The sequence below is a fragment of the Hyunsoonleella aestuarii genome, from assembly GCF_006148925.1.
Taxonomy (GTDB): domain Bacteria; phylum Bacteroidota; class Bacteroidia; order Flavobacteriales; family Flavobacteriaceae; genus Algibacter_D; species Algibacter_D aestuarii.
Window position 1 is genome coordinate 1,199,064 of sequence record NZ_VAWB01000001.1, and the last position, 25,285, is coordinate 1,224,348.

Below are 25,285 nucleotides of genomic sequence, written 5' to 3' on the forward strand. Positions count from 1 at the left end.
GATAACAAAAAAATGAAACAAATCTTTTACTTTGGACATTGTTGGGCAGATAACGTAGGAAATGCATTTATTGACTATGGCATAAATTATAGTTTAAAAGAAGCATTAAAGGAATATGATGTTCAGGTTAATAACGTATCAAATGTACAGCCTTATAATAATTATAAGTTTAACCAAAAATTCCCATATAATTTACTTAGTGGGGGAAGAAAGAAAAAGGAAGATATTTTTGATTTACGAATGCATACCAAACCAGATTTAGTAGTGCTTGGAGGGTCTTTATTTGATGTGTTTTGGTGTAAAGTTCATGACTTATTCCTTAACTGGTTAATAGAAAAGCAGTATCCAGTTTTGGTTTTAGGCGGAGGCGGTGGAAATGATTATAGTTTAGAGGAGTTGGCCTTTGTATCTGCTTATTGGAAAAAAATCAATTTTATTGGTTATATAGCCAGAGATGAAAAAGCCTTTGCAAATTTCGGAAAATATGCTAAAATAGCTTATTCTGGTATAGACAATGCATTTTTCTTAAATAATGCTTTTAATACGGTTAAATTAGATATTGAACCCTATGTAATTAATACGTTTGATTTAACGTATCCCAGAGTAGTAAAAGATGGATCAAAAAAGATAATTAAAATATCTCACCGCCTTTTAGATATTGATAGTTTTAGATTGTTTTTAAAAAGGCGTTTTAAAGCATTTAAGACCGTAAGCACATACGATTATGTTAGTGATTATCCAGACGATTATTTGAATCTTTACGCAAATTCATATGTAACTCATTCTGATAGAGTTCATGCATGTGTAGCTACATTAATTTTTGGAGGGAAAACTCAGTATTATGATAAATCCGATAGATCATATCTTTTTGATAGAGTTAATTTATCTGAAATTAGAAATAAGCCAGTAAGTCTTGATATGGATTTCATCGAGAAAGAAAAGCAAAGTCAATTAGAAGCCATTAGAAAGATTTTTAATCAAATCTGTTAAGTTTAAAAGAATAAAGGCTGAAAATTTGCATGAATAAAATTAAAAGCACACTCATATCTGCCTATGCCTGCGATCCTTTTAAGGGCTCAGAGCCAGGTATTGGTTGGAATTGGGCTATAGAACTTGGAAGACTAGATTATAATGTTTTTGTAATTACTAGAGGGATAAACAAAGAAGTAATTGATAAGGGTTTGGCAAACATGGAGCCAATACCCAACATTCATTTTTGTTACTATGATTTACCTAAATGGTTGCGATTTATAGAAAAAATGCCATTTGGTGTCTATTCTTATTATTTCTTTTGGCAAATTGGTATTGTCTCAATTGCAAAAGATTTAATAAAGACAAACAATATTGATATTCTTCATCATCTTACATGGGGAGTTTTTAGACAACCATCCTTTTTATATAAATTAAACAAGCCTTTTATTTTTGGCCCCATAGGGGGGGCTGAAATGACCCCTAACAGGATTTTAAAAAGCTTACCTGTAAAAGATTATATTAAAGAATATATTAGGGTGACGGCAAATTATGTTTTGAGGTTAAGCCCAATACTGAATAGAATGTATAAAAATAGTACTGTAATATTTAGTAGAACAGAAGAGACGGCGGAATTCTTACCTTCAAAGTATAACCATAAAAAACAAGTACAGGTAGACATAGGTATTAGAAAGATTAACCATTATAATGAAAAACCCACAAATCAAAAGCTTAAAGTGCTATATGTTGGTAGGTTTATGGGGTGGAAAGGCATACATTTGAGCATAGATTCTATTAACAAAATTAATAAAGATCAGGATGATGTCGAGTTCACAGTAATAGGTTCTGGGCCTTTTGAAAAAGAATTAAAAAATAGAGCAAAAAGTGCGTCTATAAAGTTCATAGACTGGGTGCCACAAAGTGAATTATACACCTATTATGAATCTCATGATTGTTTTCTTTTTCCAAGTTTTCACGATAGTGGTGGAACAGTTATTTTGGAGGCATTCTCATATGGTCTTCCGGTAATATGCCTAAATATAGGAGGGCCTAATAAATATGTTGATGATGATTGCGGATTTAGAGTTAAGGTTGAAAATAAATCCGTACCTGAAATAATAGATGAACTATCTCACATTGTTTTGGATTTAAATGAAAATAGAGATAAGTTAGAAGATTTGCGTAATGAGGCTTTTAAAAAAGCAGAATATTATAATTGGAGCAGAATAGTAAAGACAGCTTATAATTTTATAGAAACCAAATTATAAAGGGAATAATAGCAATAATATTCTAATGGGCTTTTTAAAAGACATAAAAGAAGATATTAAGAACAATAAAAGTTTTAAAGGGCGAATAATTGTCGTAAGTTATACCATAACTAGCTTTTTTAGAAAAAGAGCAAAAAACAAATTCGCACTTATTTTAATTGCTCCAATAATTATTTTTTACAAGTTAATAACCGATATTATTTTAGGTTGCGAAATACCAGCTTCCACTAAAATAGGGAGAGGATTAATAATCCACCATGGTAGAGCTACAGTTTTAAATAAAAATGTTGTTATTGGTAATAATGTAACGTTGAAGCATAATACAACCATTGGTAGTAAGACCGATTTAGAAGATCAAGATTTAGGATCTCCAAATATTGAAGATAAAGTAGTGATTGAACCTCACAGTATTATTATTGGGCCTATTACCATTGGGAAAAATGCTATAGTTGGAGCAGGTTCTGTGGTTATTAAGGATGTTGAGCCTTATAGTATAGTAGCAGGAAACCCTGCGCGATTAATAAGAAAAATAGAGATCGATTAAAACATAAGCCCAATCTATTTTTTGAAGAATTAATATGAATAAAAAAAAGGTGCTTTTTATATTGCATTGCTCTCCACCCGTGCATGGGGCATCAAAAGTTGGAGATTCAATTCTTAATAGTACAATAATTAACGAAAATCTTGAAACTAGATTTATTAAAATTAAAGCTTCAGTTGATCTACAGGCAATTGGTAAATTCAGTTTAAATAAAGTTAAACATTCGTTATTATTATTTTTTAGAGTACTTTTTTTGCTGTTATTTTTTAGGCCAGGCGCTATTTATTATACAACATCACCAAAAGGTTTTGCCTTCTATAGAGACTTAATGATATCTATTCCAATTAAGTTTTTCAGGCTTTTTATTAAGTATAATATATTTTATCATTATCACTCGAGAGGTATTAAAGAATTTACTTCGAATTCAAGTTTATCAAAAAAATTAACCAATGTATTTTTATCCGGGGTAAATGCCATTTTTATATCGCCGTCTATGGAAAGTGAACTGAATAATGTAAAAAGCTATAAAAAGATTCATTTTTTGAATAATGGCGTTGAAGACAATATTGATGCAACAGGATTTAATGAAATTTTAAAACATAGATCAGAAAGTGATACAATAAACGTATTGTATTTATCAAATATGATTAAAGAAAAAGGCTATGACACTGCTTTAGAGTTAGCTAAAACAGTGAGAGATTTAAATGTGAAAAACATAAAATTTCATTTCGCTGGAGGTTGGGCATCCAAGGCCGACACAGATTATTTTAATAACTTTGTATCGATGAATAAGCTGCAAGATTTAGTTCAATATCATGGTATGGTACAAGGAGACCAAAAAAGGAAACTTTTTGCATCGGCTAAAGTTTTTTTATTTCCATCTCGATATAAGAAAGAGATATTTCCTTTATCACTGTTAGAAGCATTATCATATGGACTCCCTATAATTGCTTTCGATGTTGGAGCGGTTAAAAATATTGTTAATGACGAGGTAGGTAAACTTTCCAACAAAGAAAACTTGTTAAAATCCTTTAATTTGATCAAGGAAAAATATTTAAATGAAATAGCATACAAAAAGTGTAGAGATACCTACTTAGATAAATATACTTCTCAAAAGTTTGAAACTAATCTTTTAAATATACTTAAATCTTAGAATCTTGGTAACAATTGAAATAGGTCCCTATAATGTTTTTAATGATAGCTTAGATAATGTATTGCTAAATGGGGATAAGAAGGTAATAAATACAATTAATGCACATTCGTATATAGTTGCAAAAGAAGATGAGGAATTTAGGGAGGCATTAATAAATAGTGATATTTTATTACCCGATGGAGAAGGCATCGTATTAATGGCAAAGAAACTAAATGGAGAAAAGATAAAAAAAATTGCAGGAGCCGATATACATTTAAAGTTATTAGAATTAGCAGAAAAAAGTGAATTAAAATGCTTTTATCTTGGTTCCAGTGAGAACACTTTAGGATTAATAAAGGAAAAACTATCTAAAGTTTATAGTCATATAAACTTTAATTTTTACTCACCTCCTTTCAAGAGCTCTTTTTCTGAACAAGATAACCGGGAAATGATAGAAAGTGTAAACAACGTTAATCCGGATATTTTGTTTGTAGGAATGACAGCGCCAAAACAAGAAAAATGGGTACATCAAAATAAAGAGTTTCTAAACGCAAAAGTTATTTGTTCAATTGGTGCCGTATTTGATTTTATTTCGGAATCGAAGAAAAGAGCTCCGAAATGGGTTATAAATTGTAGACTAGAATGGTTATATAGAAGTTTTACCGCCTGGAGGTTAACAAAAAGATACATGTATTCTACACCATTATTCTTGTTTGAATTGTACAAGCTTAAATACTTGAAAAAATCATAAATAATGAATTTTTTAAAATTTAATGGAAGCACTATTAAAGATGCTTTTTACGAGAAGAATTTTTCATTTTTAGCGCTTATAGCTTGCTTGTTTTTATTGCCCCTTTCAATTAACTTAAGTTCTTTTTTTCTGTTTCTTGCTATAGGGCTAAAGTTAGTTCAGCTACTTTTTTTTAAACAGGAGCTTTTTATGGTCAACTCTTTAAGGCGCTCAAGCTTTATAGGGTTATTTCTATTTATTTACATTATTTTAATTTCCGTAGGCCAGAGTAATTTATCATATACCATAAGTATTTTTGAAGGAGAATTTTCGCACCTTACATTGTTTTTTCTAATCCCCATGTTATTAAGTTCTAAAGAAGATAACATGAGCCTAATTATTTCTTTTTTTATTGGTTTAGCCGTGGCATGTTTGTATGTTTTGATAATGACATTCATCTTGCAAATAGGTTTTGATAGAAATGCTTTTGAAAGAATATTAGACATACATCATACCTATTTGGCCATGTATTTATTGTTCTTTATTAACTTTTTATTGGTCAAATATTTTACTAATAGTCAAGGTGCCACTTACAAAAGGAACATAATTTATGGATCAATAGTAATTATAACATTTTCAATAATTTTCATGCTAAATAGCAAAGTTGCCGTAGTCATTTTTTCGATTATTTTAATAGGTTATTTGATTACATATTTTTCTAAAAAAAATACGTTAAGATATATTCTAATTTTTTCCGTTTTAATCCTAGGGATTTTTCTTTTTAATAAGAAATTGAGCATTAATTATAAGAGAGCATTGGATTTTAGATTAGAGATATGGCAAGAATCCCTTAACTGTATTAAGGAATCACCATTTGTGGGCAACTTAAAGATGGAGGAAAAAGACCTTTTAAACTTAAAGCATTATTTAAATGGAAAGTACTATTTAATGGACAGCAATCTAAATAGTCATAATCAATATTTATCCATTTTTCTCAAATATGGAATAATAGGATTTTTGATTATTGCTATTTTCATTATGAATGCAATAAATACACTAAATAAATCAACATCTAAAAGGTGTATAAAGGAGGCAATTGGAGTTGGAGTAATTGTTTTAATTACATTTTATATAGAAAATGTACTAGACCGTCATCATGGAATAGTTTTTTGCACAGTATTTTATAATTATTATTTAGTCGCTATTCAAAATGAAAATATTTAGTTTATTAGGCTTTCTGGTTTTTTTACCTTTTACCTTAACTGCTCAGGAAACAGTTAGGAGCAATAGTTTTTCAGTAAGAGATTTTATTATTGAAAAAGATTCCATTTTTCTCATAGAAAAAAGAAATGTAATGTACTACGATTTATCTGTAGAAAGCAGTCAGTTTCATTCATATTTTATTGGAGGGTATGGATTGGAAATTTATAATGATGAAAGGAATAATGAAATAATAACAGTCTCAAATGAGTTTATACAGAATGTTTGTAGTTTGAGGTTTTATAACAAATCATCAAAAAAGGTAGAACAGGTATATTACTATAAGGGTGGAAAATCATTAGACGTTTTAATAATTCAAGAATTGAAATATGCTATATTGAGTTTAAGTAATAACAAAATAATTGTAGTTGATTTTAGTAAAAAACCTACTTTCGAAATTATTCACGATATCCAGTTGAATTCAGTATCCAGAAAAATAATATATCAAGGAAATAAGTTGTATTATGCTGCAGACCATGGTAATATTTATGTTTATGATTTAAGTTCTGAAAAGAGTTCATTAATTTATTCTTACGGTAAGGAGATAACCGACTTTTTCATGGATAAAAGACAAATAATTTTTTCTACAATTGATGGAGAGGTTATTAATTATAACAAGGTTGATAATGGTTTAAGTAAATTGGTAATTGAAAATGATTTCGTTTTAAACATGATAAATTTTCAAGAAGATAAGTTAGTTTGTGGAACCTTTAAGGGGCAAATAATTATAATTAATTATAATGACATGAGCATTATAAATAAGCTTAAGTATCATAAACAAAGTGTTATTAAAATTATAAACAATAGTAAAAATGAGTTTTATTCTAGTAGCATAGATAAAACAATAAAAAAATGGACATTAAACTAATAAATAAATGAATATATCAATAATAGGAACAGGCTATGTTGGCTTAGTTACAGGCACATGTCTTGCTGAAACGGGCAATAATGTTTTATGCATAGACATTGATGAAAATAAAGTGAAAAGAATGAATAATGGAGAGGTGCCCATATACGAACCTCATTTAGATTTACTATTTCATAGAAATATAAAAGCTAGCAGACTACATTTTTCAAAATCATTAAAAGAAGGGCTGGAGCATGGAGACATTATATTTTTAGCTTTGCCTACTCCAGAAGATGAAGATGGTTCTGCAGATTTATCCTATGTTTTAGGAGCGGCTCAAGAAATAGGTAAATTATTAAAAAATTATAAGGTAATAGTTGATAAAAGTACGGTGCCAGTTGGAACCTCAGAAAAAGTTAGACATGTTATTTCTAGTGTAACAGATGTTGAGTTTGATGTTGTTTCTAATCCAGAATTTTTAAGAGAAGGTTTTGCTGTTGACGATTTTTTGAAACCAGAGCGTATTGTAATTGGGTCTAATTCTGATAAGGCAACCGCCTTAATGGAAAAATTATATAAACCGTTTGTAAGATCAGGAAACCCAATAATAGTTATGGATGAAAAATCAGCTGAACTTACTAAATATGCCGCCAACTCTTTTCTAGCAACTAAGATTACCTTTATGAATGAAATTGCAAATTTTTGCGAAAAAGTGGGAGCCGATGTAGATAAAGTTAGGGCTGGTATGGGTACTGATTCGAGAATAGGTAAACGTTTTTTATTTCCAGGCATAGGATATGGAGGATCGTGTTTTCCAAAAGACGTAAAAGCATTATATAAATCCGGTAAGGATGAAGGTTATGAATTTGATATTTTGAATGCTGTAATTAGAGTAAATGACTTACAAAAGAAAATTCTAATTCCTAGAATAACATCTTATTTTAATGGAGATGTTAGAAACAAAACTTTCGCAATTTGGGGATTAGCATTTAAGCCAGAAACAGATGATATAAGAGAAGCTCCAGCTTTATATATAATTGACGAGTTATTAAAAAATGGAGCAAAAGTACAAGTTTTTGATCCAGAAGCTATGCCCAATGTTAAAAGACAATTTGGTGACCAATTAATTTTTTCTGCCAATATGTATGCAGCCTTAAAATCAGCAGATGCATTAATTATTTGTACGGAATGGAGTATTTTTAGAACGCCAGATTTTGAAAGGTTAAAAAACAATTTAAATAACCCAGTAATTTTCGATGGTAGAAATCTATATGATGTAGAGGATATGGAAAAAGAAGGTTTTTATTATAGATCAATAGGAAGAAATTTTAAAAAAGCATGAAGAAGGTTTTAATTACAGGAGCATCAGGGTTTTTAGGATCACATTTATGTGAAAGATTTTTAAAGGAAGGCTATCGAGTTATTGGTATGGATAACTTCATTACTGGCGATAGTAAAAATATTAGTCATTTGTTTAATAACCCTAGTTTTGAATTTATTGAACATGATGTTTCAGAATTTATAAAAGTTGACTGCGATTTAGATTACATACTTCATTTTGCTTCACCTGCAAGTCCAATAGACTATTTGAAAATCCCAATTCAGACATTAAAAGTGGGGTCGTTAGGTACTCACAACTTGTTAGGTTTAGCAAAAGCAAAAGGAGCAAGAATGTTGATCGCTTCAACATCAGAAGTTTATGGCGACCCATTAGTACATCCTCAAACTGAGGATTATTATGGTAATGTAAATACAATTGGCCCAAGAGGAGTATATGATGAAGCTAAACGTTTTCAAGAGTCTATAACTATGGCTTATCATAGATTTCATGGTTTAGAAACACGTATTGTAAGAATATTTAATACCTATGGTCCTAGAATGAGGTTAAATGATGGACGAGTTATTCCAGCCTTTATGGGTCAAGCATTAAGAGGTGAAGATTTAACGGTTTTTGGAGACGGTTCTCAAACACGCTCATTTTGTTATGTAGATGATCAAGTAGAAGGTATTTATCGATTACTTTTGAGTGACTATGTTGAACCTGTCAACATTGGCAATCCTCATGAAATTACTATTAAAGATTTTGCCGAAGAAATAATTAAATTAACAGGAACTAACCAAAAAATAATTTATAAGGATTTACCAGTTAATGATCCACTCCAAAGACAACCAGATATTTCTTTAGCTAAAAAAATATTAAATTGGGAACCACACATAGGAAGGGCTGAAGGTATGAAAAAAACATTTGAATATTTTCAAGGGCTTTCAAATGATGAATTATACAAAAGTGAACACAAAGACTTTAAAAATCATATAAAGAAGTAAATTGAAGTATAAACAGGGAAGATATTCGAATTTTATTAAACCATTATTCATAATGATGGATTTAATAATATTGAATTTCACTATTTTTTGGTTCGAAATTAACCTCACAAATGCCTATTTGTTTTGCCTTTATATTTCATTATCCTGGTTACTTATTTCAATAAAGAATCATTTTTATGAAGTACAGAGGCATGCTAGGATTATTCAAATTATTCCTTTATTACTTCGGCAATTTTCTGTGTTTGCCATAACATTATATGCTTTTATAGGGTTTTTTAAACAACCAGGCATTAGTAGATTGGCTTTGGTAAATTACCTAATTTTAGTTTTACTTTTAATATTAGTTTTTAAATTCTTTTCTTTTTTTTTATTGAAAAAATATCGAGCAATTTTAAGAGGAAATATAAGGAAGGTTGTAGTAATTGGAAATAATGAAAAGACGCGGCAATTAATAAATACTTTTAAAACGCGGTTGGATTTTGGATATAATTTCAGACAACAATTTAATGTAAACGATTCTAATTCTCTGGAGGATTGTTTTAATTATATTATCGCTAATAATATTGACGAAATATATTTTTCAGTTTCAGAGTTGTCTAATAAGCAAATTAATAAGTTGGTCGACTTTGCCGATAATAACTTAAGAGAATTAAAATTTATTCCAGATAATAAAGATATTTATACTAAAAAACTAAAGTATGAATACTATGATTATATTCCAGTTTTGTCCTTTAGAACTATTCCTTTACAGGAACCAGTTAACAAATATTTTAAGCGTTTTTTTGATATTTTATTTTCTTTAGGAATTATTTTTTTTGTGCTTTCATGGCTAACACCAATTTTAGCTATTCTTATTAAATTAGAATCCAAAGGCCCAGTATTTTTTAAACAGTCTAGAAATGGGTTTAATTATCAAGAGTTTGATTGTTATAAATTCCGCTCGATGACACCAAACAAAGATGCTCATTTATATCAAGCTACTAAAGGAGATTTAAGAGTAACTAAAGTAGGAGCGTTTATCAGAAAGACTAGCATTGATGAACTCCCACAGTTTTTTAATGTGCTTTTTGGAGATATGTCTGTGGTTGGACCAAGACCTCACATGGTAAGTCATACTAATATGTATGCTCAAAGAATAGATAAATTTATGGTGCGACATTTTGTTAAACCAGGAATTACAGGTTTAGCTCAAACCAGTGGATTTAGGGGAGAGGTTGAAACAGATAAGGACATTATTGGAAGAGTTAAGTACGATATTTTTTATATTGAAAATTGGTCATTATTACTAGATTTAAAAATAATTTTTCAAACTCTAATCAACGCTATGAAGGGAGAAGAAAAAGCTTACTAGACCTCTAAAATGAGTTTGTTAAGCTGTTTGTCTAAGTTAAAACTTTTAAAAGCTTCAGATTGAATTTTGCATTTATAATCATAAACTAATTGGTTGGTGCTAATCTGATTAATAATTTTATTCAAGTGATTATAATTCCCAACATCGGCCACCCATCCTAATCTGTACGTTTTAATAATATCATCACCCTCACCTCCTCCAAAATAAATCATGGGCAAACCTAAATAAGCATATTCAAATATTTTTGAAGGAACAGAACCGTAAATTCTATTGAGCAATGGGATTATGGTTATGTCGTATTTAATTAATTCCTTGTGCAATATTTCTCGAGGTACCTCTCCATGGTATACAATATCCAAGTCATTGTTGCTTTTAATTAAACCTTCAATCATTTTTTGTTCAGCTCCAGCGCCATAAATATGTAATTGAATATTAGAGTAATTGAGTTCTTTACATAATTTATAAATACCTTGGGCTACTCCAAGTAGACCAGCGTAAACAATTTTGAACTTACCATTGGTAAACTCTCTCTTCGGAATAGGAGGAGGAGTTTCAAAATTCGGAAAATTACGATAGAGAAAAGTTTGCTTGTCTGGTAGCTGAGATTTTATGTGTGTAATTATTTCTTCACTTTGCCCTAATATTAAGTTGGCATTTTTATAATTAAAAGATTCAACGCGTTGAAGGAGCTTATAACCAAAGCTTTCTTTAAACACACCCAATTCTAGACCTGCTAATGGCCATAAATCACTAACGTTTAAAATTAACTTACGGTTTTTCGATCTCAGAAAAAATAAAGCTGTAAATGCAACCAATAATGGTGGAGATTGTATTATTACCTTCTTTGGAATCTTATTAAAACAAAAATACCACACCAAACTAAAGCTATAGGAAACCATAGCTAGTAGCCGTAAAAATTTATTTTTTGAATTACTTGCGTAAATCCATAAGCGATGAATAGTAATATTTTTTTCTTTTGATGTGTGTTTAAATTTACCTCGGTAAGGTTCAAATATTCTACCTTGGGGATAGTTTGGTAATGGTGTTAAAATGGAGACATTAAAATTGCGCTGTTGTAATCCTTCAGCAAGATGAAATATACGGTTTGATGCAGCTCCAGTTTCTGGCGGGTAATAATTAGTTATAATTAGTACGTCTTTCATTTTTAACCTTGAGCAGTTGTTATATGATTAACAATTCGCTTAGCAGCTTTACCATCCCATAATTCTGGTATTTTACCCTTTTTCCAATTTCCAGAATTCAATATTTTAAAGGCGTTTTTAATTTTTTCAGAATCGTTTCCAACAAGCATATTAGTACCTATAACGCAGGTTTCTGGACGTTCAGTGCTATCACGAAGTGTAATACAGGGCACGTTCATAACAGTTGTTTCTTCCGTAATACCGCCAGAATCAGTTATGACTGCTAAAGCATGCTTGACCAAATAATTGAACTCTAAATAACCTAAAGGATCGACATAAATAAGGTTTTTAAAGTTTAAATTAAGGTTCTTTAAAAGTTTTTGAGTTCTGGGGTGCACAGGAAAAATAATAGGGAAGTCTTTCCCCAAATCCACTATTTGTGTAATCAATTTTTTTAACTCATGTTCTTGGTCAACATTACTTGGTCTATGCAAAGTCATTACCAAATATTTTTTTTTAAATAAACCTAAAGTTTGCCAAATTGAAGGTTGTTTCAGCCTGTGCTCATTTTTTAATAGAGTATCAATCATAACATTTCCAACAAAGAAAATACGGGATTTAGGAATTCCATTCTTTCTCAAATTATCGTTTGCATGAGTAGAAGTTGTGAAAAAATAATCGGTTACACTATCCGTAACCATTCTATTAATCTCTTCAGGCATTTTCATATCTCCTGACCGAATGCCAGCTTCTACATGTGCTACTTTTATATGAGCTTTTTTGGCAACTATAGTACACGCCATTGTTGAGGTTACATCGCCAACAACAATAACTAAATCACAAGGGTTTTGCTTCAGTTCGTTTTCAAACCCAATCATTATGGCTCCAGTCTGTTCTGCTTGCGTGCCACTTTTTACCTCTAAATTGGAATCAGGAAGCGGGATATTTAATTCCTCAAAAAAAGTACCGCTTAAGTTTTTGTCATAGTGCTGACCGGTATGTACAAGTCGATAATTGATATCGTAACCCCCTTCTTTTTTTTCTTTAATGGCTTCAATTATTGGAGCAATTTTCATGAAGTTGGGCCTAGCACCAGCTACTATGGTAATATTCATGGGTTTAGATTTAAATAGGACGTAAACTGCTTCAATTTACCACTTTTTGAACGAATTAGTTTTTCTTGCCTTTCGAAATTTATTTGCAAGCCTTTTTCTAAATATTTTTCCATTTCAGTAATAATAATGTTCTTTTTTTCTTCTGAAAGCTCTACATAACTTACATATTTTACAATAAAGGTATCTAGTTTAACTTGTTCGATAACAAATTCTTTTACAAGACCATCATCTTCAATGATACTTTTTGTAATGTAATAAAAAGTTAGTCCAGCAGCTTTTTTGCCACTTGGCAAAACAGCAATATCGTTTGTTCGACCAGTTAGTTGTTCTAAAATAGGGGTTTTAACATTACTCTTTTTTGAAAGCACACCAATATCTCCAATATCGTAACGAATAAAGGGCTGTGCTTTGTTGTATAGTGAAGTAATTACAATACGTCCTTCTTTGCCATTGGGAAGCGGATTATCTTGATTGTCCAGAATTTCAACAAATAAGGATTCACTATTAACTTGCCAATCTCCTTTAGGGTTTTCAAAAGCAATTAAATCTAATTCAGACGCTCCATATTCATTGATAACTGGAACGCCAAATTGAAATTCCATTAGAGATTTATCATTATCAAAAAGCATTTCAGAAGTTACAATACATACTTTTAATGATGGGCAAATTTCTTTTAGAATGAGGTTTCTTCTTTTTAAGTATTTAGCAAACTGCGCGATGGAACTTGTATAGCCATTAATATATTCGAAGGAGGTATCTTCGAATTTTTTAAGATATCTTTCAAAGGCAGCATCACTCAAATCGAATACCGAAAATCGAAACCTATTACTTAACTTATCTTTAAATTGTTCTTTAAAATAACCTTTTTTATCAAGCGGAATACCATAAAACCGAGCCTGTTTAGACTTATTAATGTCTAAATTGTACCAGCTAAAACGGTTTTTTATAAGTGCCCATGTTAACGCATGACAAAATTTGTCTTTGGCAAAAATAAAAGGATCTCCAGAAGACCCTGAAGTTTTATTTATATAAACATTCTTTACATTAAAACCGTTAGAAAGCCTTTCTTTCAAAGGTTTCTGCAAATCTTTTTTCGTCATTATTGGAATGGATTTCCAATCTAGAACATTCGCATTTTTCGCAAAGGATTTATAAAATGAATTGTTCGTTAAGTGATAGGTTACAATATCGTTTATTTTTGTTTCTAAATAAGTTTCGAAGGCACTTTCATCTTTATTCTGAATCGTTTTCAAGACACGAGAGGCTTCCTTAATTGGGAAACCGCTCACTTGTAGTGAAAAATCAAATAAATTCATCATAAAAGACTTATTCTTGGTAAAGTAAATAAAAAATATTCGTGTATTAGAAGCATTAATTTTATTTTTGCCGAAACAACAAAAACTATGAATATTTTAGTCCTTGGTTCTGGTGGAAGAGAACACGCATTTGCTTGGAAAATTGCTCAAAGCCCTTTGTGTGATAGTTTATTTATTGCACCTGGTAATTCGGGAACAGATCAACTCGGAACTAATGTCAATATATCGGTTACCGATTTTGATGCCATAAAGGAACTTGTTTTAAGTAACAAAATAGAAATGGTTGTTGTTGGACCAGAAGATCCTTTGGTACAAGGTGTTCATGATTATTTTTTAAGTGATGATACTTTAAAACATATTTCTGTTATTGGTCCACAAAAAAAGGCTGCCGAGTTAGAAGGAAGTAAAGAATTTGCTAAAGAGTTTTTGTATCGCCATAATATACCAACTGCTGCGTATGAAAGTTTTACGAAGGAAAACGTAGAAAAAGGGTATGCATTCTTAGAAACGTTAAAGCCACCATATGTTTTAAAAGCTGATGGACTTGCAGCGGGTAAAGGCGTAGTTATTCTAAGTGATTTAAATGAAGCTAAGGCAGAATTAAAAAGCATGCTTGTCGACGCTAAATTTGGCGAAGCAAGCACCAAAGTAGTTATTGAAGAATTTTTGGATGGTATTGAATTGAGTTGCTTTGTTTTAACCGATGGGAGACATTATAAAATCCTACCTACAGCAAAAGACTACAAACGCATTGGAGAGGGAGACACTGGATTGAATACTGGAGGAATGGGAGCTGTTTCTCCTGTGCCTTTTGCTACCAATGGCTTTCTTAAAAAAATAGAAGAGCGTATCGTAAAACCGACTATTGATGGTTTTAAAAAGGACAATTTGCCATATGTAGGATTTGTTTTTATTGGGCTTATAAAAGTAGGTGACAATCCGAAAGTTATTGAGTATAATGTTAGAATGGGAGATCCAGAAACGGAGGTTGTTTTACCAAGACTTAAAAATGACTTTGTTGAAGTATTGCAAGCTATGGCGAACCAAACTCTTGATACTATTGAAATAGACATTGATAATAGAGCTGCGACTACAATTATGACAGTTTCTGGAGGTTACCCTGAAGCTTATGAAAAAGGAAAAGAAATAACAGGCATCGATTCTATTAAGGATTCTATACCATTTCACGCAGGAGCACAAATTAAAGATGGTAAAATAGTAACTTCTGGAGGTCGCGTAATGGCAATCACGTCTTATGGAAATTCATATCAAGAGGCGATAAAAAAATCTTACCAAAGTATAGAAAAATTACATTTTGATAAGATGTATTACCGTAAAGATATTGGTTTCGATTTATAAAAACGAGTGAGATGAAATACTTTTATCCTCTTCGTTATTGTCGTTAAAGATTTTTAGTTGTTTCATCCAATATAACATGGCTACAAATCCAACTATCAAGAAAAGCCAAGACACAATATTCGCTAAAAACCAGTTATCCAGCTCCAATGCTCTTAAAGCATCATATGGAGCAAATAAAACATCTACAAACAAATCTTGTATAGCGTAAAAGAAATCTTTCATGTGTTTTTATTGTTTACTAACCACATTATAGTTAGTATATTTACAAGGCAAAAATACAAAAACAGTTAATGATTACAAGCATATTTAGTAAATCTAAACCAATTAATTTTATAATTGTTTTTTTTATTACACTGTTGGCTTTTATTGTTGCATCTTTAAAGTTGACGCATGAACCAATTAACATTGATTTTATACTTGAAAAATCAGGCCTCTTCGCTATTAGTTATATATCTATGTGGGTTCTTAATTTTATTGTGAGCAAGAATAATTTGGTTAAGAATAATAACTTTGAGATTTTAATTTATAGTTTATTCTTATTAGCAATAGTGCAGACTACCACGAATATTAATATGCTCTGTGCCAATTTTTTTGTGCTGTTGGCTTTACGTCGAATCTTAAGTATTCGCTCTCAAAAAAATGTAAATAAAAAATTGTTCGATGCAGCTTTTTGGATTGCTATTGCAGCATTATTTTACTTCTGGTCAATTTTATTTTTTGCATTAATAATAGTGGCTTTAGTTCTCTATACCGATAATAAACTAAACCATTGGATTATCCCATTCACGGGTGTATTAACAGTTTTTATTTTTGTGGTTAGCGTTTCAATTTTATTTCATAACGATTTTTTTAGTGCGTTCAAAAGTTTGCCTGAATACAGCTATGATTATAGTGTGTATAATTCGTTACCATTCCTAGTAGCAATAACTATGTTGTTTTCTTTCGGAGTTTGGTCTGCCTTATTTTTTATAAAATCAATAAAACAAAAAAAGAAAGCGCTTAGACCTTCTTTTAATATTGTTTTGTTCGCATTAATAGCAGCTTTTCTTGTTGTTGTTTTTGCTCCAGAGAAAGATGGTAGTGAATTTATATTTATGTTTGCGCCTTTAGCTATAATAATAACTAATTACATTCAAGTTATTCAAGAGAAATGGTTTAAAGAAGTATTTTTACTGCTTCTTTTGTTAGTCCCTTTTATAATTTTAGTGTTGTAATTTTTCGCCAAAAGATAAATCTCCAGCATCACCCAGTCCAGGAACGATGTAGCCCTTATTATTAAGAGTTTTGTCAATAGTTGCTATCCATAGGTGAGTATCATTATTAAAGTTTTGATTTAAAAATTCCACACCTTCTTCAGCGCCAATAACACTTATTAAGTGAACTGTTTTAGGTGTTCCAAATGGCTTCAAAGCTTCAAAAGTAGCTACCATAGATTGCCCAGTAGCAAGCATTGGGTCTGCTAGAACAAGGGTTTTGTCCTCTAAATTAGGACAAGCTAAATATTCAACAATAATCTCGAAACTTTCAGGATTATCCGTTTGATGTCTGTAAGCAGATATGAATGCATTTTCGGCCTTGTCAAAATAGTTAAGAAGTCCATTATGTAAAGGCACTCCTGCTCTTAAAATCGAACAAAGAACTACGTCATTATCAAAGATATCTGTTTTAGACTCTCCTAGAGGAGTTTCAACTAACTGTGCAGAATAATTTAAATATTTACTCATTTCATACCCCAAAATTTCACCAATGCGCTCAATATTTCTTCTAAATCGCATACGGTCTTTCTGAATGTTAACGTCTCTTATTTCAGATATAAACGAGTTTAAAATAGAATTTTGAATGGATAAATTATGAATGTGCATGCTTCAAAATATAAATTATGAAAAGTAAAGTTAACGAAACCTAGATAAAATAAATTATCAAAAAAAATCTAGTCATTCTAAAGCCGATGTTTTGTAAACATTTCTTATATAATTTATGTAGTTTTGTATTTTAAAATTCACGAATATGTTTACCGATAAAGCTAATAAAATTTTTCAAGAGGTCATTAAAAAATACCATGTTATTAACACAGTAGATCAACCCTTTGAAAATGGTTACCTAGAAAGTGATTTAATTGAACATTTATTGTACAGAAAATGTTGGATTGATACTGTTCAATGGCATTACGAAGACATTATCCGCGACCCACAAATAGACCCGGTAGCTGCCTTAAAATTGAAACGTCAAATAGATGCTTCGAATCAGGATAGAACTGATATGGTGGAGTATATTGATAGCTATTTTCTTGAAAAATATAAAGATGTAACTGTTAAACCAGATGCAACAATTAATACTGAAAGCCCGGCATGGGGGATTGATAGATTATCAATTTTAGCTCTTAAAGTGTTTCACATGAATGAAGAAGCAACTCGTGAAGATGCTTCTGAAGGCCATAAAGCAGCTTGCAAGAAAAAACTAGATGTTTTACTGGAACAACGTGTAGATTTATCTACTGCCATTGATACCCTTTTAAGTGATATTGAAAAAGGAGATAAGTACATGAAAGTTTATAAGCAAATGAAAATGTACAACGACGACGAACTAAATCCTGTTCTTCGTTCGCAAAAATAATACGTTGTCATCTTGAACAAGTTTCAGGATCTCATCACAATACGATTGAGATGCCAAAACAACAAAAACATATCCTAGTAATACGTCTTTCCGCTATGGGAGATGTTGCTATGACAATTCCTGTTCTAAGAGCACTAACTCAACAGCATCCCGAATTAACTATTACAATGTTAACAAGAAAGGCGTTTTTCCCTTTTTTTAGAGATTTAGCTAGTGTCAATCTTTTTGAAGCAGATGTAAAAGGAAGACATAAGGGGGCTTACGGTCTTTTTAAGCTAGCTAAAAGACTTAATGAAAATAGGTTTTACGCTATTGTAGATTTACACAATGTTTTAAGAAGCAAAGTTTTAAAAAAGTTTCTTAAATGTAGACGTTTTATCTCTATAGATAAAGGTAGAACTGAAAAGCGATTGTTAACATCTGGTAAAATTTTCAAACCACTAAAAACAACCCATCAACGTTATGCTGATGTTTTCAATGGATTGGGTTATAAGATCGATTTATCTAATCCGACATTCCCTGAGAAAAAAGTTCTCAATGAAAAACTTATAAATATAGTTGGGGGTGATATTTCAAATTTAATTGGAATTGCACCATTTGCTGCACATAATAGTAAAATGTATCCATTAGATCTTATGGAAGAGGTTATTAAAAAACTTTCAGAGGATTATAAAATCATTCTATTTGGCGGTGGTATAAGAGAAAAAGAAACTTTAAGAGAATTTGAGTCTTCCTATAAAAACGTGATTAATCTAGCGGGCAAGTTAAGTATGAATGAAGAATTAGATATCATTTCTAATTTAGATGTTATGCTTTCAATGGATTCTGGTAACGCACATATTGCAGCAATGCTAGGGGTTAAAGTAATTACCATTTGGGGAGTTACTCACCCTTATGCAGGGTTTGCACCATTTAATCAATCAGAAGATTATGCCTTACTCGCAGATAGAAAAAAGTACCCTAAGATTCCAACATCAGTTTATGGGAATAAATTTGAAGAAGGATATACACAAGCTGCAGGGACTATAAGTCCTGAACGAGTTATAGAAAAAATCAAGTCAATAATCTAAAAGCAAAGGGTTCTATAGTCTAACGGCTATTTTAAACATCATCATAATCTACAACTATAGTAGATGATGTTGGATGTGCTTGACAGGTAAGGATAAGACCTTCGGCTATTTCACTTTCAGTTAAAATATTATTCTGACGCATTGTAGCCTCTCCTTCTTTTATTCTAGCTAAACAGCTACTACATATACCGCCTTGGCAAGAGTAAGGAGCATCTAAATCTTCATCTAGAGCAGCTTCTAGTATGGTTTGTTTTTGAGCCATTTCGAAGCTAGTTTCTTCATCATCAACAATAACAGTAATTTTAGATTTCCCAGCAACTACTTTATCTTCATTAACCTCTGCAGGTTTGGCTGCTTTAAATAACTCAAAATGAATTCTAGATTCATCTATCCCATGTTCAGTCAATACATCTTTTACAGTATGAATCATGGCTTCTGGGCCACATAAGTAAAATGCATCAACGTCAATATGCTTGTGCTTATTTTTCATCACATAATTAACGGTGCTTTTTTCAATACGTCCAAAAATAGAGTTGTCTTCATCTTTTTGACTAAATACAAACTGAATAGAAAAACGTTCTTTGTATTCATGCTGTAAATTCAATAATTCGTTTAAAAACATAGTGTCACTAGTCGACTTGTTACCGTAGACTAGAATTACCTTACTATAAACCTCTTCTTCTAAGGCACACTTAATAATACTTAGTACTGGGGTAATCCCGCTACCCGCAGCAAAAGCGGCTATATTTTTTGTTTTAGAATCGTTTGGTTCAAAAATAAATCTGCCTTTTGGAGGGGCAACTTCAAGATTGTCACCCGGTTTTAAAATGTTATTTGCAAAAGAAGAAAAAGTACCATCTTTAACCTCCTTTACAGCGACTTTTAGTTCACCACTTTTAGGAGAAACACATAATGAATAATCACGACGTACGTCATTTCCATTTATTTTCGTTTTTAATGTTATGTACTGCCCCGCTTTAAAAGTAAAAACGTCCTTTAAGTTATCAGGCAAATTAAATGATATACTAATTGCTTTTTCGGTTTCTCTTTTTATAGCTTTAACCGATAGTGTGTGGAATGATGACATGAATTAATTTTTGACAAAAATAGTGAAGTGGTTTGTAAATTTTAATTTTGGTTGTAACATTTAGTTGAAATATATTACTAACACGAAGAATTTAATTCATAATAATTCAAACTAAACAAAAAATGATAAATCGGTTCTTAAGTTTAGAGTGGAAATCTTTTTTTAGATCGGCAAGTTTTGGAAAAAGTCTAGGAATAAAAATATTTATGGGTTTACTAGCTCTTTATTTTATGTCTATGTTTTTATTCATAGGGTTTTTTATGGATAAAATTTTGAAAAAGGTTTATCCAGATATAGACCCTTTAGTTGCTTTTAATGGATTAATTTTCTTTTGGATTTTAGGAGATCTTTTAGTTAGATTTTTTTTTCAAAAACTTCCAGTAATGAGCGTTAAACCGTTACTTACTCTTCCCATAAAAAGAAAGTCGATTGTTAATTATGTTTTGGGAAAATCTGCAATTTCTTTTATAAATTTCTTGCCACTATTTGCCGTTATTCCATTTAGTATTAAACTAATTTATAGCGGATATGATGGGTCACCTATTTTAATTTGGGTTATAACAATGATATTATTGACCCTAATTAACAACTTTCTCAATTTTATTATTGAAAGCTTATCGGCAGAAACAGAATTATCATTTTTACCAATAATTGTGCTAGTCGGTGCATTGTATAGCTTAAATTATTTTGGTTTTGTAAATATTGCAGGAGCTTTATCAAAAGGAATATCGGCTATTTCAAATAATCCAGTTTTATTGATAGTTCCACTATTAATATTGATAGGGCTTTACATCTATAACTTTAAAATATTAAGAAATAAGCTTTTCTTAGACAGTGGATTAAAAGCAAAGATTAAAGAAGTAAATGCATCAAACCTCGATTGGACTAAAAATTTCGGAGATATTGCTCCTTTTATGCAGTTAGATTTAAAACTTATTTGGAGAAATAAGCGAACAAAATCTTCGGTATGGATGTTAGCTATAGGGTTGCTATACGGCCTATTTTTTTATCCACAACCAACTTACCAAGGAATGCCATGGTTTTTTGTTTTTATTGGTGTGTTTTCTACTGGTATTTTCCTTATAAATTTTGGGCAATTTATTCCAGCCTGGGACAGCGGATATTACAAATTGTTAATGAGTCAAAATATTAAATACGAACAGTATCTTAAATCTAAATTCACATTAATGGCAGTAAGTGTTGGTATATTATTTATACTTGGAATTCCTTATGTCTTTTTTGGGTGGAAAATATTATTCGCTCATTTTGCAGCCGCAATTTATAACATTGGGGTTAATACACATGTAATACTTTATGGTGGATCGTTTAATAGAAAAAAAATAGATCTGAGTCAAAAAGCCGCTTTTAACTATCAGGGTACAGGAGCAGTCCAATGGGTTATAGGAATCCCTTTGCTCATATTACCTATGGGCTTATTTGCAATATTTTATTTTCTTATAAGTTTTGAGATAGCCTGCTTAGTGCTCATTTTACTTGGGATTATTGGTGTTGTTTTTCATCAAAAAATCATGAAAGCAATCACGTCAAAATATTTAGAATCAAAGTATAAAATGATTGGGGCATTTAATCAAAATAATTAATAAAACATATCATGATATCAACATCTAATTTATCAAAAACATATTCAGGAAATCAAGTATTAAATATTGAATCTTTGGAGATTCCGCGAGGACAAAGTTTTGGACTAGTTGGAAACAACGGTGCTGGAAAAACAACCTATTTCAGTTTACTCTTAGATTTAATTCAACCAACAACAGGCTTTATAAAAAGCAATGACATTCAAGTAAATAAAAGTGAAGCTTGGAAACCTTTCACTGCTGCATTTATAGATGAAAGTTTTTTGATAGGGTATTTAACCCCCGAAGAGTATTTCTATTTCATTGGTGAATTAAGAGGTCAGAATAAAGCCGATGTTGATAAATTGGTTGGTCAATTTGAAGATTTTTTTCATGGAGAAATTTTGGGTCAGAAGAAATACTTACGCGATTTAAGTAAAGGAAATCAAAAAAAAGCTGGTATTGTAGCTGCTTTGATAGGGAATCCAGAGGTTATTATTCTAGATGAGCCATTTGCTAATTTAGATCCAACTACCCAAATTCGTCTGAAGGAAATCATAAAAGGACTTACTGAAAATAGAGATGTGACCGTACTAATTTCGAGTCACGATTTATTACATATTACCGATGTTTGTGAGCGTATAGTAGTTCTTGATAAAGGCGAATTAGTTAAAGATTTGGTTACAAGTGCGGCCACTTTAAAAGAGTTAGAATCACATTTTGCAAACTAAGTCTTTCTCCAAATTAGACCGCATTTTATAGGTTAATCGAAAAAGATGCTTATTTTTACCTACTTACATAATATATGTAAGTGTTTGCAGTTATTTATCATACCGATTTGATTGCAAAAAGACATACAGAAAACGACGTTGCTTTTTTATTCTATTTCCTTATTCATGATTTACATAACAAATAGTATGAAAATCAATCATAGCGTTATAGAATAAAAAATGAACAAGTTTGAATATGTTATTTTTGCAACTAAATTGGTCTTAACCAAATAATCAGGTATTGAAAACATCTATTAAAGCCATACTAGCTTTAGTATGCTCCATATTTATCCTAGGGAGTTGTTCTAGAAAAAAAGACAATTTTATTAGCAGAAATTACCATGCTGTTACCGCAGAATTTAATGCGCTTTACAATGGGTATATTGCATTAGAAGAAGGGCGTAATGATCTTAACGATGATTATCAAGATAATTACTGGGAAGTATTGCCAATAGAGCGTTTGGAGGTTTTTGATGATGTTGTTTTACCAGGACAATCAAAAAATGAAAGTTTTAGTCGTGCAGAGGAAAAGGCTGTAAAAGCCATTCAAAAGCACAGTATGAATATAGGAGGGAAAGAGAAAAACCCTCAAATAGATGAAGCCTACTTACTACTCGGAAAATGCCGTTATTTTGACCAACGGTTCGTTCCTGCCTTGGAAGCTTTCAATTTTATTCTTTATAAATATCCGGCAAGCGATAAAATAAACCAAGCCAAAATTTGGAGAGAAAAAACCAATATTCGTTTAGAGAATGAAGAGTTGGCAATTGATAATTTAAAGCGTCTTTTAAAGCAAGAAGAACTTGAAGATCAAGATTTAGCCGATGCCACTTCTATGTTAGCACAAGCGTATTTAAACACTAAAGTTGTTGACACAGCCATTACGCTATTAGAAATTGCGGCAGATGCCACAAAAAGTAATGATGAACGCGGACGTTATAAATTCATTCAAGGACAATTATATAATCAATTAGGTTATAAGGATAGTGCTAATATTGCTTTTGATAAGGTTATAGAACTTAACCGAAAGACACCACGTATTTACATGATTGCTGCGCATATTGAAAAAATTAAAAATTTCGATTACTCTAATGGTGATAAGCAATTACTTCTTGAGCATCTTACAGATTTAGAAGAGAATAGAGAAAACAGACCTTATTTAGATAAGATATATCATCAAATTGCAGAGTATCATTTAAAAAATAAATCCGATTCTTTGGCAGTTGCTTACTATAATAAATCGCTCCGTACAAATACGCCTGATAAATTATTGAGAGCAAAGAATTACGAGACACTTGGTAACATGAATTTTGATGTTTCGCTATACAGAGATGCCGGAGCTTATTTCGATAGTACCATGACAAATTTGGTTGTTAATTCTAAATCATACCGGGTTATTAAGAAAAAAAGAGATAACCTTGATGATGTTATTTATTATGAAGATATAGCACAAGTAAACGACAGCATTTTACATTTGGTAAATATGCCAGAAGCTGAAAGATTAGCTTTTTTCCAAGAATTTGCCGATGATTTAAAAGCTGCTGCTGAAGAAGCTCAGGAAAAACGAGAGGCAGCTGAACGAAATAAAGGCATTATTACAGTTAACAATAACATTGGTGGGCAACCATCTAATCCCGGAAATCCTGGATTACCAGGGCAGAATACGTCATTTTACTTTTACAACCCTACCACTGTGGCTTATGGTAAGAATGAGTTTGTGAAAATTTGGGGAAATAGAACTTTAGAAGATAATTGGAGATGGTCTAACAAAAGCAGTTCTGGAGGATCTGGAAATATTTTAGGAGGTGATATTGTAGCTTCAGCTTCAGAAGAAGAACGCTATGACCCTCAGTTTTATATTTCTGCATTGCCGTCAGAAGAAAAGGAAATCGATAGTATATCAAAAGAAAGAAACTTTGCCTACTATCAATTAGGCTTAATTTATAAAGAGAAGTTTAAAGAATATGAACTTTCAAAAAGTAAGTTTCAGAATTTATTGAAAAGCAATCCAGAGGAGCGATTAATTTTACCTTCAAAATACAACCTTTTTAAGCTCTATGAATTACTGGGAGAGAATGATGAAGCCCAAATAGCAAAAAATGATATTGTATCAAACTACCCAGACTCAAGGTACGCGACTATTTTAAATAACCCTGAATTAGCAGCTTCTGCGGACGATAATAGTCCTGAAAATCTATATGAAAAACTTTATGAACAGCATGAAAATCAAAAATATGCTGAGGTTATTTCTAAATGCGAAGAATACATTACGGCTTTCGATGGGGAGTCTATTGTTGCCAAGTTTGAATTGTTAAAAGCAACTGCAACAGGCCGTTTATATGGGTATAAACCATATAGTGAAGCTATTAATTTTGTAGCCGTTACTTATGCAAACACACCAGAAGGCAAGCAGGCTCAAGAGATCAAATCTAAATTGATTCCTCAAATAGCTAATTCGGAGTTTGTCGAGGCGAGTGATAGCATTGTACAGAATTATAAAGTTGTTTTTAAATTTGATAATTCAGAATCTTCAAAAATCACTACCTTTAAGGACACACTTATTAGTGTTCTAAAGAACATTAAATATTATAATTTAAAAGCATCTTTAGATGTTTATGACCCTAAAACAACGCTTGTACTTGTTCATGGATTAAAAAATGAACAATTAGCAAAAACGTTTGATCAGTTGCTAGCTGAAGAAGAGTGGCGCAAAATAGCAAAACCTTATTTTGCTGTGTCTTCTTCGAATTATCAAATTATTCAAATTCATAAAAATTTGGATACATATTTAAGTACAAATACTAATTAGTAAA

Annotated in this window: 23 protein-coding genes; 17 read left to right on the forward strand and 6 right to left on the reverse strand. The window is 31.1% G+C overall.

Annotation, left to right across the window (positions count from 1 at the left end):
- Window positions 1-12 precede the first annotated feature (12 nt).
- From FEF17_RS05360 to FEF17_RS05405, 10 genes are read left to right on the forward strand one after another with little or no spacing between them, the layout of a single operon-like run.
- Complete coding sequence (locus FEF17_RS05360; protein WP_139001319.1) at window positions 13-990, forward strand: polysaccharide pyruvyl transferase family protein; 978 nt, start codon at window positions 13-15, stop codon at window positions 988-990.
- Between the two features lie 29 nt (window positions 991-1,019).
- Window positions 1,020-2,237, forward strand: coding sequence for a glycosyltransferase family 4 protein (locus FEF17_RS05365; protein ID WP_139001320.1), 1,218 nt, complete (start codon window positions 1,020-1,022; stop codon window positions 2,235-2,237).
- A gap of 25 nt (window positions 2,238-2,262) precedes the next feature.
- Window positions 2,263-2,781 carry a serine acetyltransferase gene (locus tag FEF17_RS05370; RefSeq protein WP_139001321.1) on the forward strand — a complete coding sequence of 173 codons (519 nt, stop codon included), beginning with the start codon at window positions 2,263-2,265 and terminating at the stop codon, window positions 2,779-2,781.
- A 34-nt stretch (window positions 2,782-2,815) separates the two neighbouring features.
- Window positions 2,816-3,931: a glycosyltransferase family 4 protein gene (locus FEF17_RS05375; protein ID WP_139001322.1), complete on the forward strand. Its 1,116-nt coding sequence runs from the start codon at window positions 2,816-2,818 to the stop codon at window positions 3,929-3,931.
- Between the two features lie 4 nt (window positions 3,932-3,935).
- A complete protein-coding gene (locus tag FEF17_RS05380) occupies window positions 3,936-4,661 on the forward strand; it encodes a WecB/TagA/CpsF family glycosyltransferase (protein WP_246046788.1) in 726 nt (241 codons plus the stop codon).
- A 3-nt stretch (window positions 4,662-4,664) separates the two neighbouring features.
- Complete coding sequence (locus tag FEF17_RS05385) at window positions 4,665-5,864, forward strand: O-antigen ligase family protein (protein WP_139001323.1); 1,200 nt, start codon at window positions 4,665-4,667, stop codon at window positions 5,862-5,864.
- Window positions 5,851-6,768, forward strand: a complete 918-nt coding sequence (locus FEF17_RS05390) for a WD40 repeat domain-containing protein (protein WP_139001324.1) — start codon at window positions 5,851-5,853, stop codon at window positions 6,766-6,768. The genes FEF17_RS05385 and FEF17_RS05390 overlap by 14 nt, the downstream gene beginning before the upstream one ends.
- A gap of 7 nt (window positions 6,769-6,775) precedes the next feature.
- Window positions 6,776-8,089, forward strand: coding sequence for a UDP-glucose dehydrogenase family protein (locus FEF17_RS05395; RefSeq protein ID WP_139001325.1), 1,314 nt, complete (start codon window positions 6,776-6,778; stop codon window positions 8,087-8,089).
- On the forward strand, window positions 8,086-9,072 hold the full coding sequence (locus tag FEF17_RS05400; protein WP_139001326.1) for a UDP-glucuronic acid decarboxylase family protein: 987 nt from the start codon (window positions 8,086-8,088) through the stop codon (window positions 9,070-9,072). The genes FEF17_RS05395 and FEF17_RS05400 overlap by 4 nt, the downstream gene beginning before the upstream one ends.
- Window positions 9,073-9,124: 52 nt before the next feature.
- Window positions 9,125-10,423 carry an exopolysaccharide biosynthesis polyprenyl glycosylphosphotransferase gene (locus FEF17_RS05405; RefSeq protein ID WP_246046789.1) on the forward strand — a complete coding sequence of 433 codons (1,299 nt, stop codon included), beginning with the start codon at window positions 9,125-9,127 and terminating at the stop codon, window positions 10,421-10,423.
- On the opposite strand, the gene FEF17_RS05410 is transcribed toward FEF17_RS05405, so the two are convergent.
- From FEF17_RS05410 to FEF17_RS05420, 3 genes are read right to left on the reverse strand one after another with little or no spacing between them, the layout of a single operon-like run.
- A complete protein-coding gene (locus FEF17_RS05410) occupies window positions 10,420-11,586 on the reverse strand; it encodes a glycosyltransferase family 4 protein (protein WP_139001328.1) in 1,167 nt (388 codons plus the stop codon). The genes FEF17_RS05405 and FEF17_RS05410 overlap by 4 nt on opposite strands.
- 2 nt (window positions 11,587-11,588) lie before the next feature.
- The gene (wecB, locus tag FEF17_RS05415) at window positions 11,589-12,680 is read right to left on the reverse strand and encodes a non-hydrolyzing UDP-N-acetylglucosamine 2-epimerase (RefSeq protein ID WP_139001329.1); all 1,092 of its coding nucleotides are present in this window, start codon (window positions 12,678-12,680) and stop codon (window positions 11,589-11,591) included.
- A complete protein-coding gene (locus FEF17_RS05420; RefSeq protein WP_139002144.1) occupies window positions 12,677-13,996 on the reverse strand; it encodes a phenylacetate--CoA ligase family protein in 1,320 nt (439 codons plus the stop codon). The genes wecB and FEF17_RS05420 overlap by 4 nt, the downstream gene beginning before the upstream one ends.
- An 87-nt stretch (window positions 13,997-14,083) precedes the next feature.
- Between FEF17_RS05420 and purD the strand changes: the two genes are divergently transcribed.
- Entirely contained in the window at window positions 14,084-15,355 is a 1,272-nt protein-coding gene (gene purD, locus FEF17_RS05425) for a phosphoribosylamine--glycine ligase (RefSeq protein WP_139001330.1), read from the forward strand.
- On the opposite strand, the gene FEF17_RS05430 is transcribed toward purD, so the two are convergent.
- On the reverse strand, window positions 15,350-15,577 hold the full coding sequence (locus tag FEF17_RS05430; protein WP_139001331.1) for a DUF6341 family protein: 228 nt from the start codon (window positions 15,575-15,577) through the stop codon (window positions 15,350-15,352). The two genes, purD and FEF17_RS05430, sit on opposite strands and share 6 nt — an antisense overlap.
- Window positions 15,578-15,645: 68 nt before the next feature.
- On the opposite strand from FEF17_RS05430, the gene FEF17_RS05435 reads away from it, so the two are divergent.
- On the forward strand, window positions 15,646-16,569 hold the full coding sequence (locus FEF17_RS05435) for a DUF6427 family protein (protein ID WP_139001332.1): 924 nt from the start codon (window positions 15,646-15,648) through the stop codon (window positions 16,567-16,569).
- Here FEF17_RS05435 and upp read toward each other — a convergent pair.
- Window positions 16,558-17,217, reverse strand: a complete 660-nt coding sequence (gene upp, locus FEF17_RS05440; protein WP_139001333.1) for a uracil phosphoribosyltransferase — start codon at window positions 17,215-17,217, stop codon at window positions 16,558-16,560. The two genes, FEF17_RS05435 and upp, sit on opposite strands and share 12 nt — an antisense overlap.
- 145 nt (window positions 17,218-17,362) lie before the next feature.
- Between upp and FEF17_RS05445 the strand changes: the two genes are divergently transcribed.
- Both FEF17_RS05445 and FEF17_RS05450 read left to right on the forward strand, forming a co-directional pair.
- Window positions 17,363-17,968: a DUF4254 domain-containing protein gene (locus FEF17_RS05445; protein WP_139001334.1), complete on the forward strand. Its 606-nt coding sequence runs from the start codon at window positions 17,363-17,365 to the stop codon at window positions 17,966-17,968.
- A gap of 50 nt (window positions 17,969-18,018) precedes the next feature.
- Window positions 18,019-19,038 carry a glycosyltransferase family 9 protein gene (locus tag FEF17_RS05450; protein WP_246046790.1) on the forward strand — a complete coding sequence of 340 codons (1,020 nt, stop codon included), beginning with the start codon at window positions 18,019-18,021 and terminating at the stop codon, window positions 19,036-19,038.
- Window positions 19,039-19,069: 31 nt separating this feature from the next.
- Here FEF17_RS05450 and FEF17_RS05455 read toward each other — a convergent pair whose 3' ends face one another.
- Complete coding sequence (locus FEF17_RS05455) at window positions 19,070-20,125, reverse strand: ferredoxin--NADP reductase (RefSeq protein ID WP_139001335.1); 1,056 nt, start codon at window positions 20,123-20,125, stop codon at window positions 19,070-19,072.
- Between the two features lie 122 nt (window positions 20,126-20,247).
- Between FEF17_RS05455 and FEF17_RS05460 the strand changes: the two genes are divergently transcribed.
- The 3 genes from FEF17_RS05460 (at window position 20,248) to porW (ending at window position 25,281) form a co-directional block, all read left to right on the forward strand.
- A complete protein-coding gene (locus tag FEF17_RS05460; protein WP_139001336.1) occupies window positions 20,248-21,726 on the forward strand; it encodes a DUF5687 family protein in 1,479 nt (492 codons plus the stop codon).
- 11 nt (window positions 21,727-21,737) lie between these two features.
- Window positions 21,738-22,433: an ABC transporter ATP-binding protein gene (locus FEF17_RS05465; protein ID WP_139001337.1), complete on the forward strand. Its 696-nt coding sequence runs from the start codon at window positions 21,738-21,740 to the stop codon at window positions 22,431-22,433.
- A gap of 280 nt (window positions 22,434-22,713) precedes the next feature.
- Window positions 22,714-25,281 (forward strand): type IX secretion system periplasmic lipoprotein PorW/SprE, encoded by a 2,568-nt coding sequence (gene porW, locus FEF17_RS05470; RefSeq protein WP_139001338.1) that lies wholly within the window; start codon window positions 22,714-22,716, stop codon window positions 25,279-25,281.
- The last annotated feature ends 4 nt before the right edge of the window (window positions 25,282-25,285 follow it).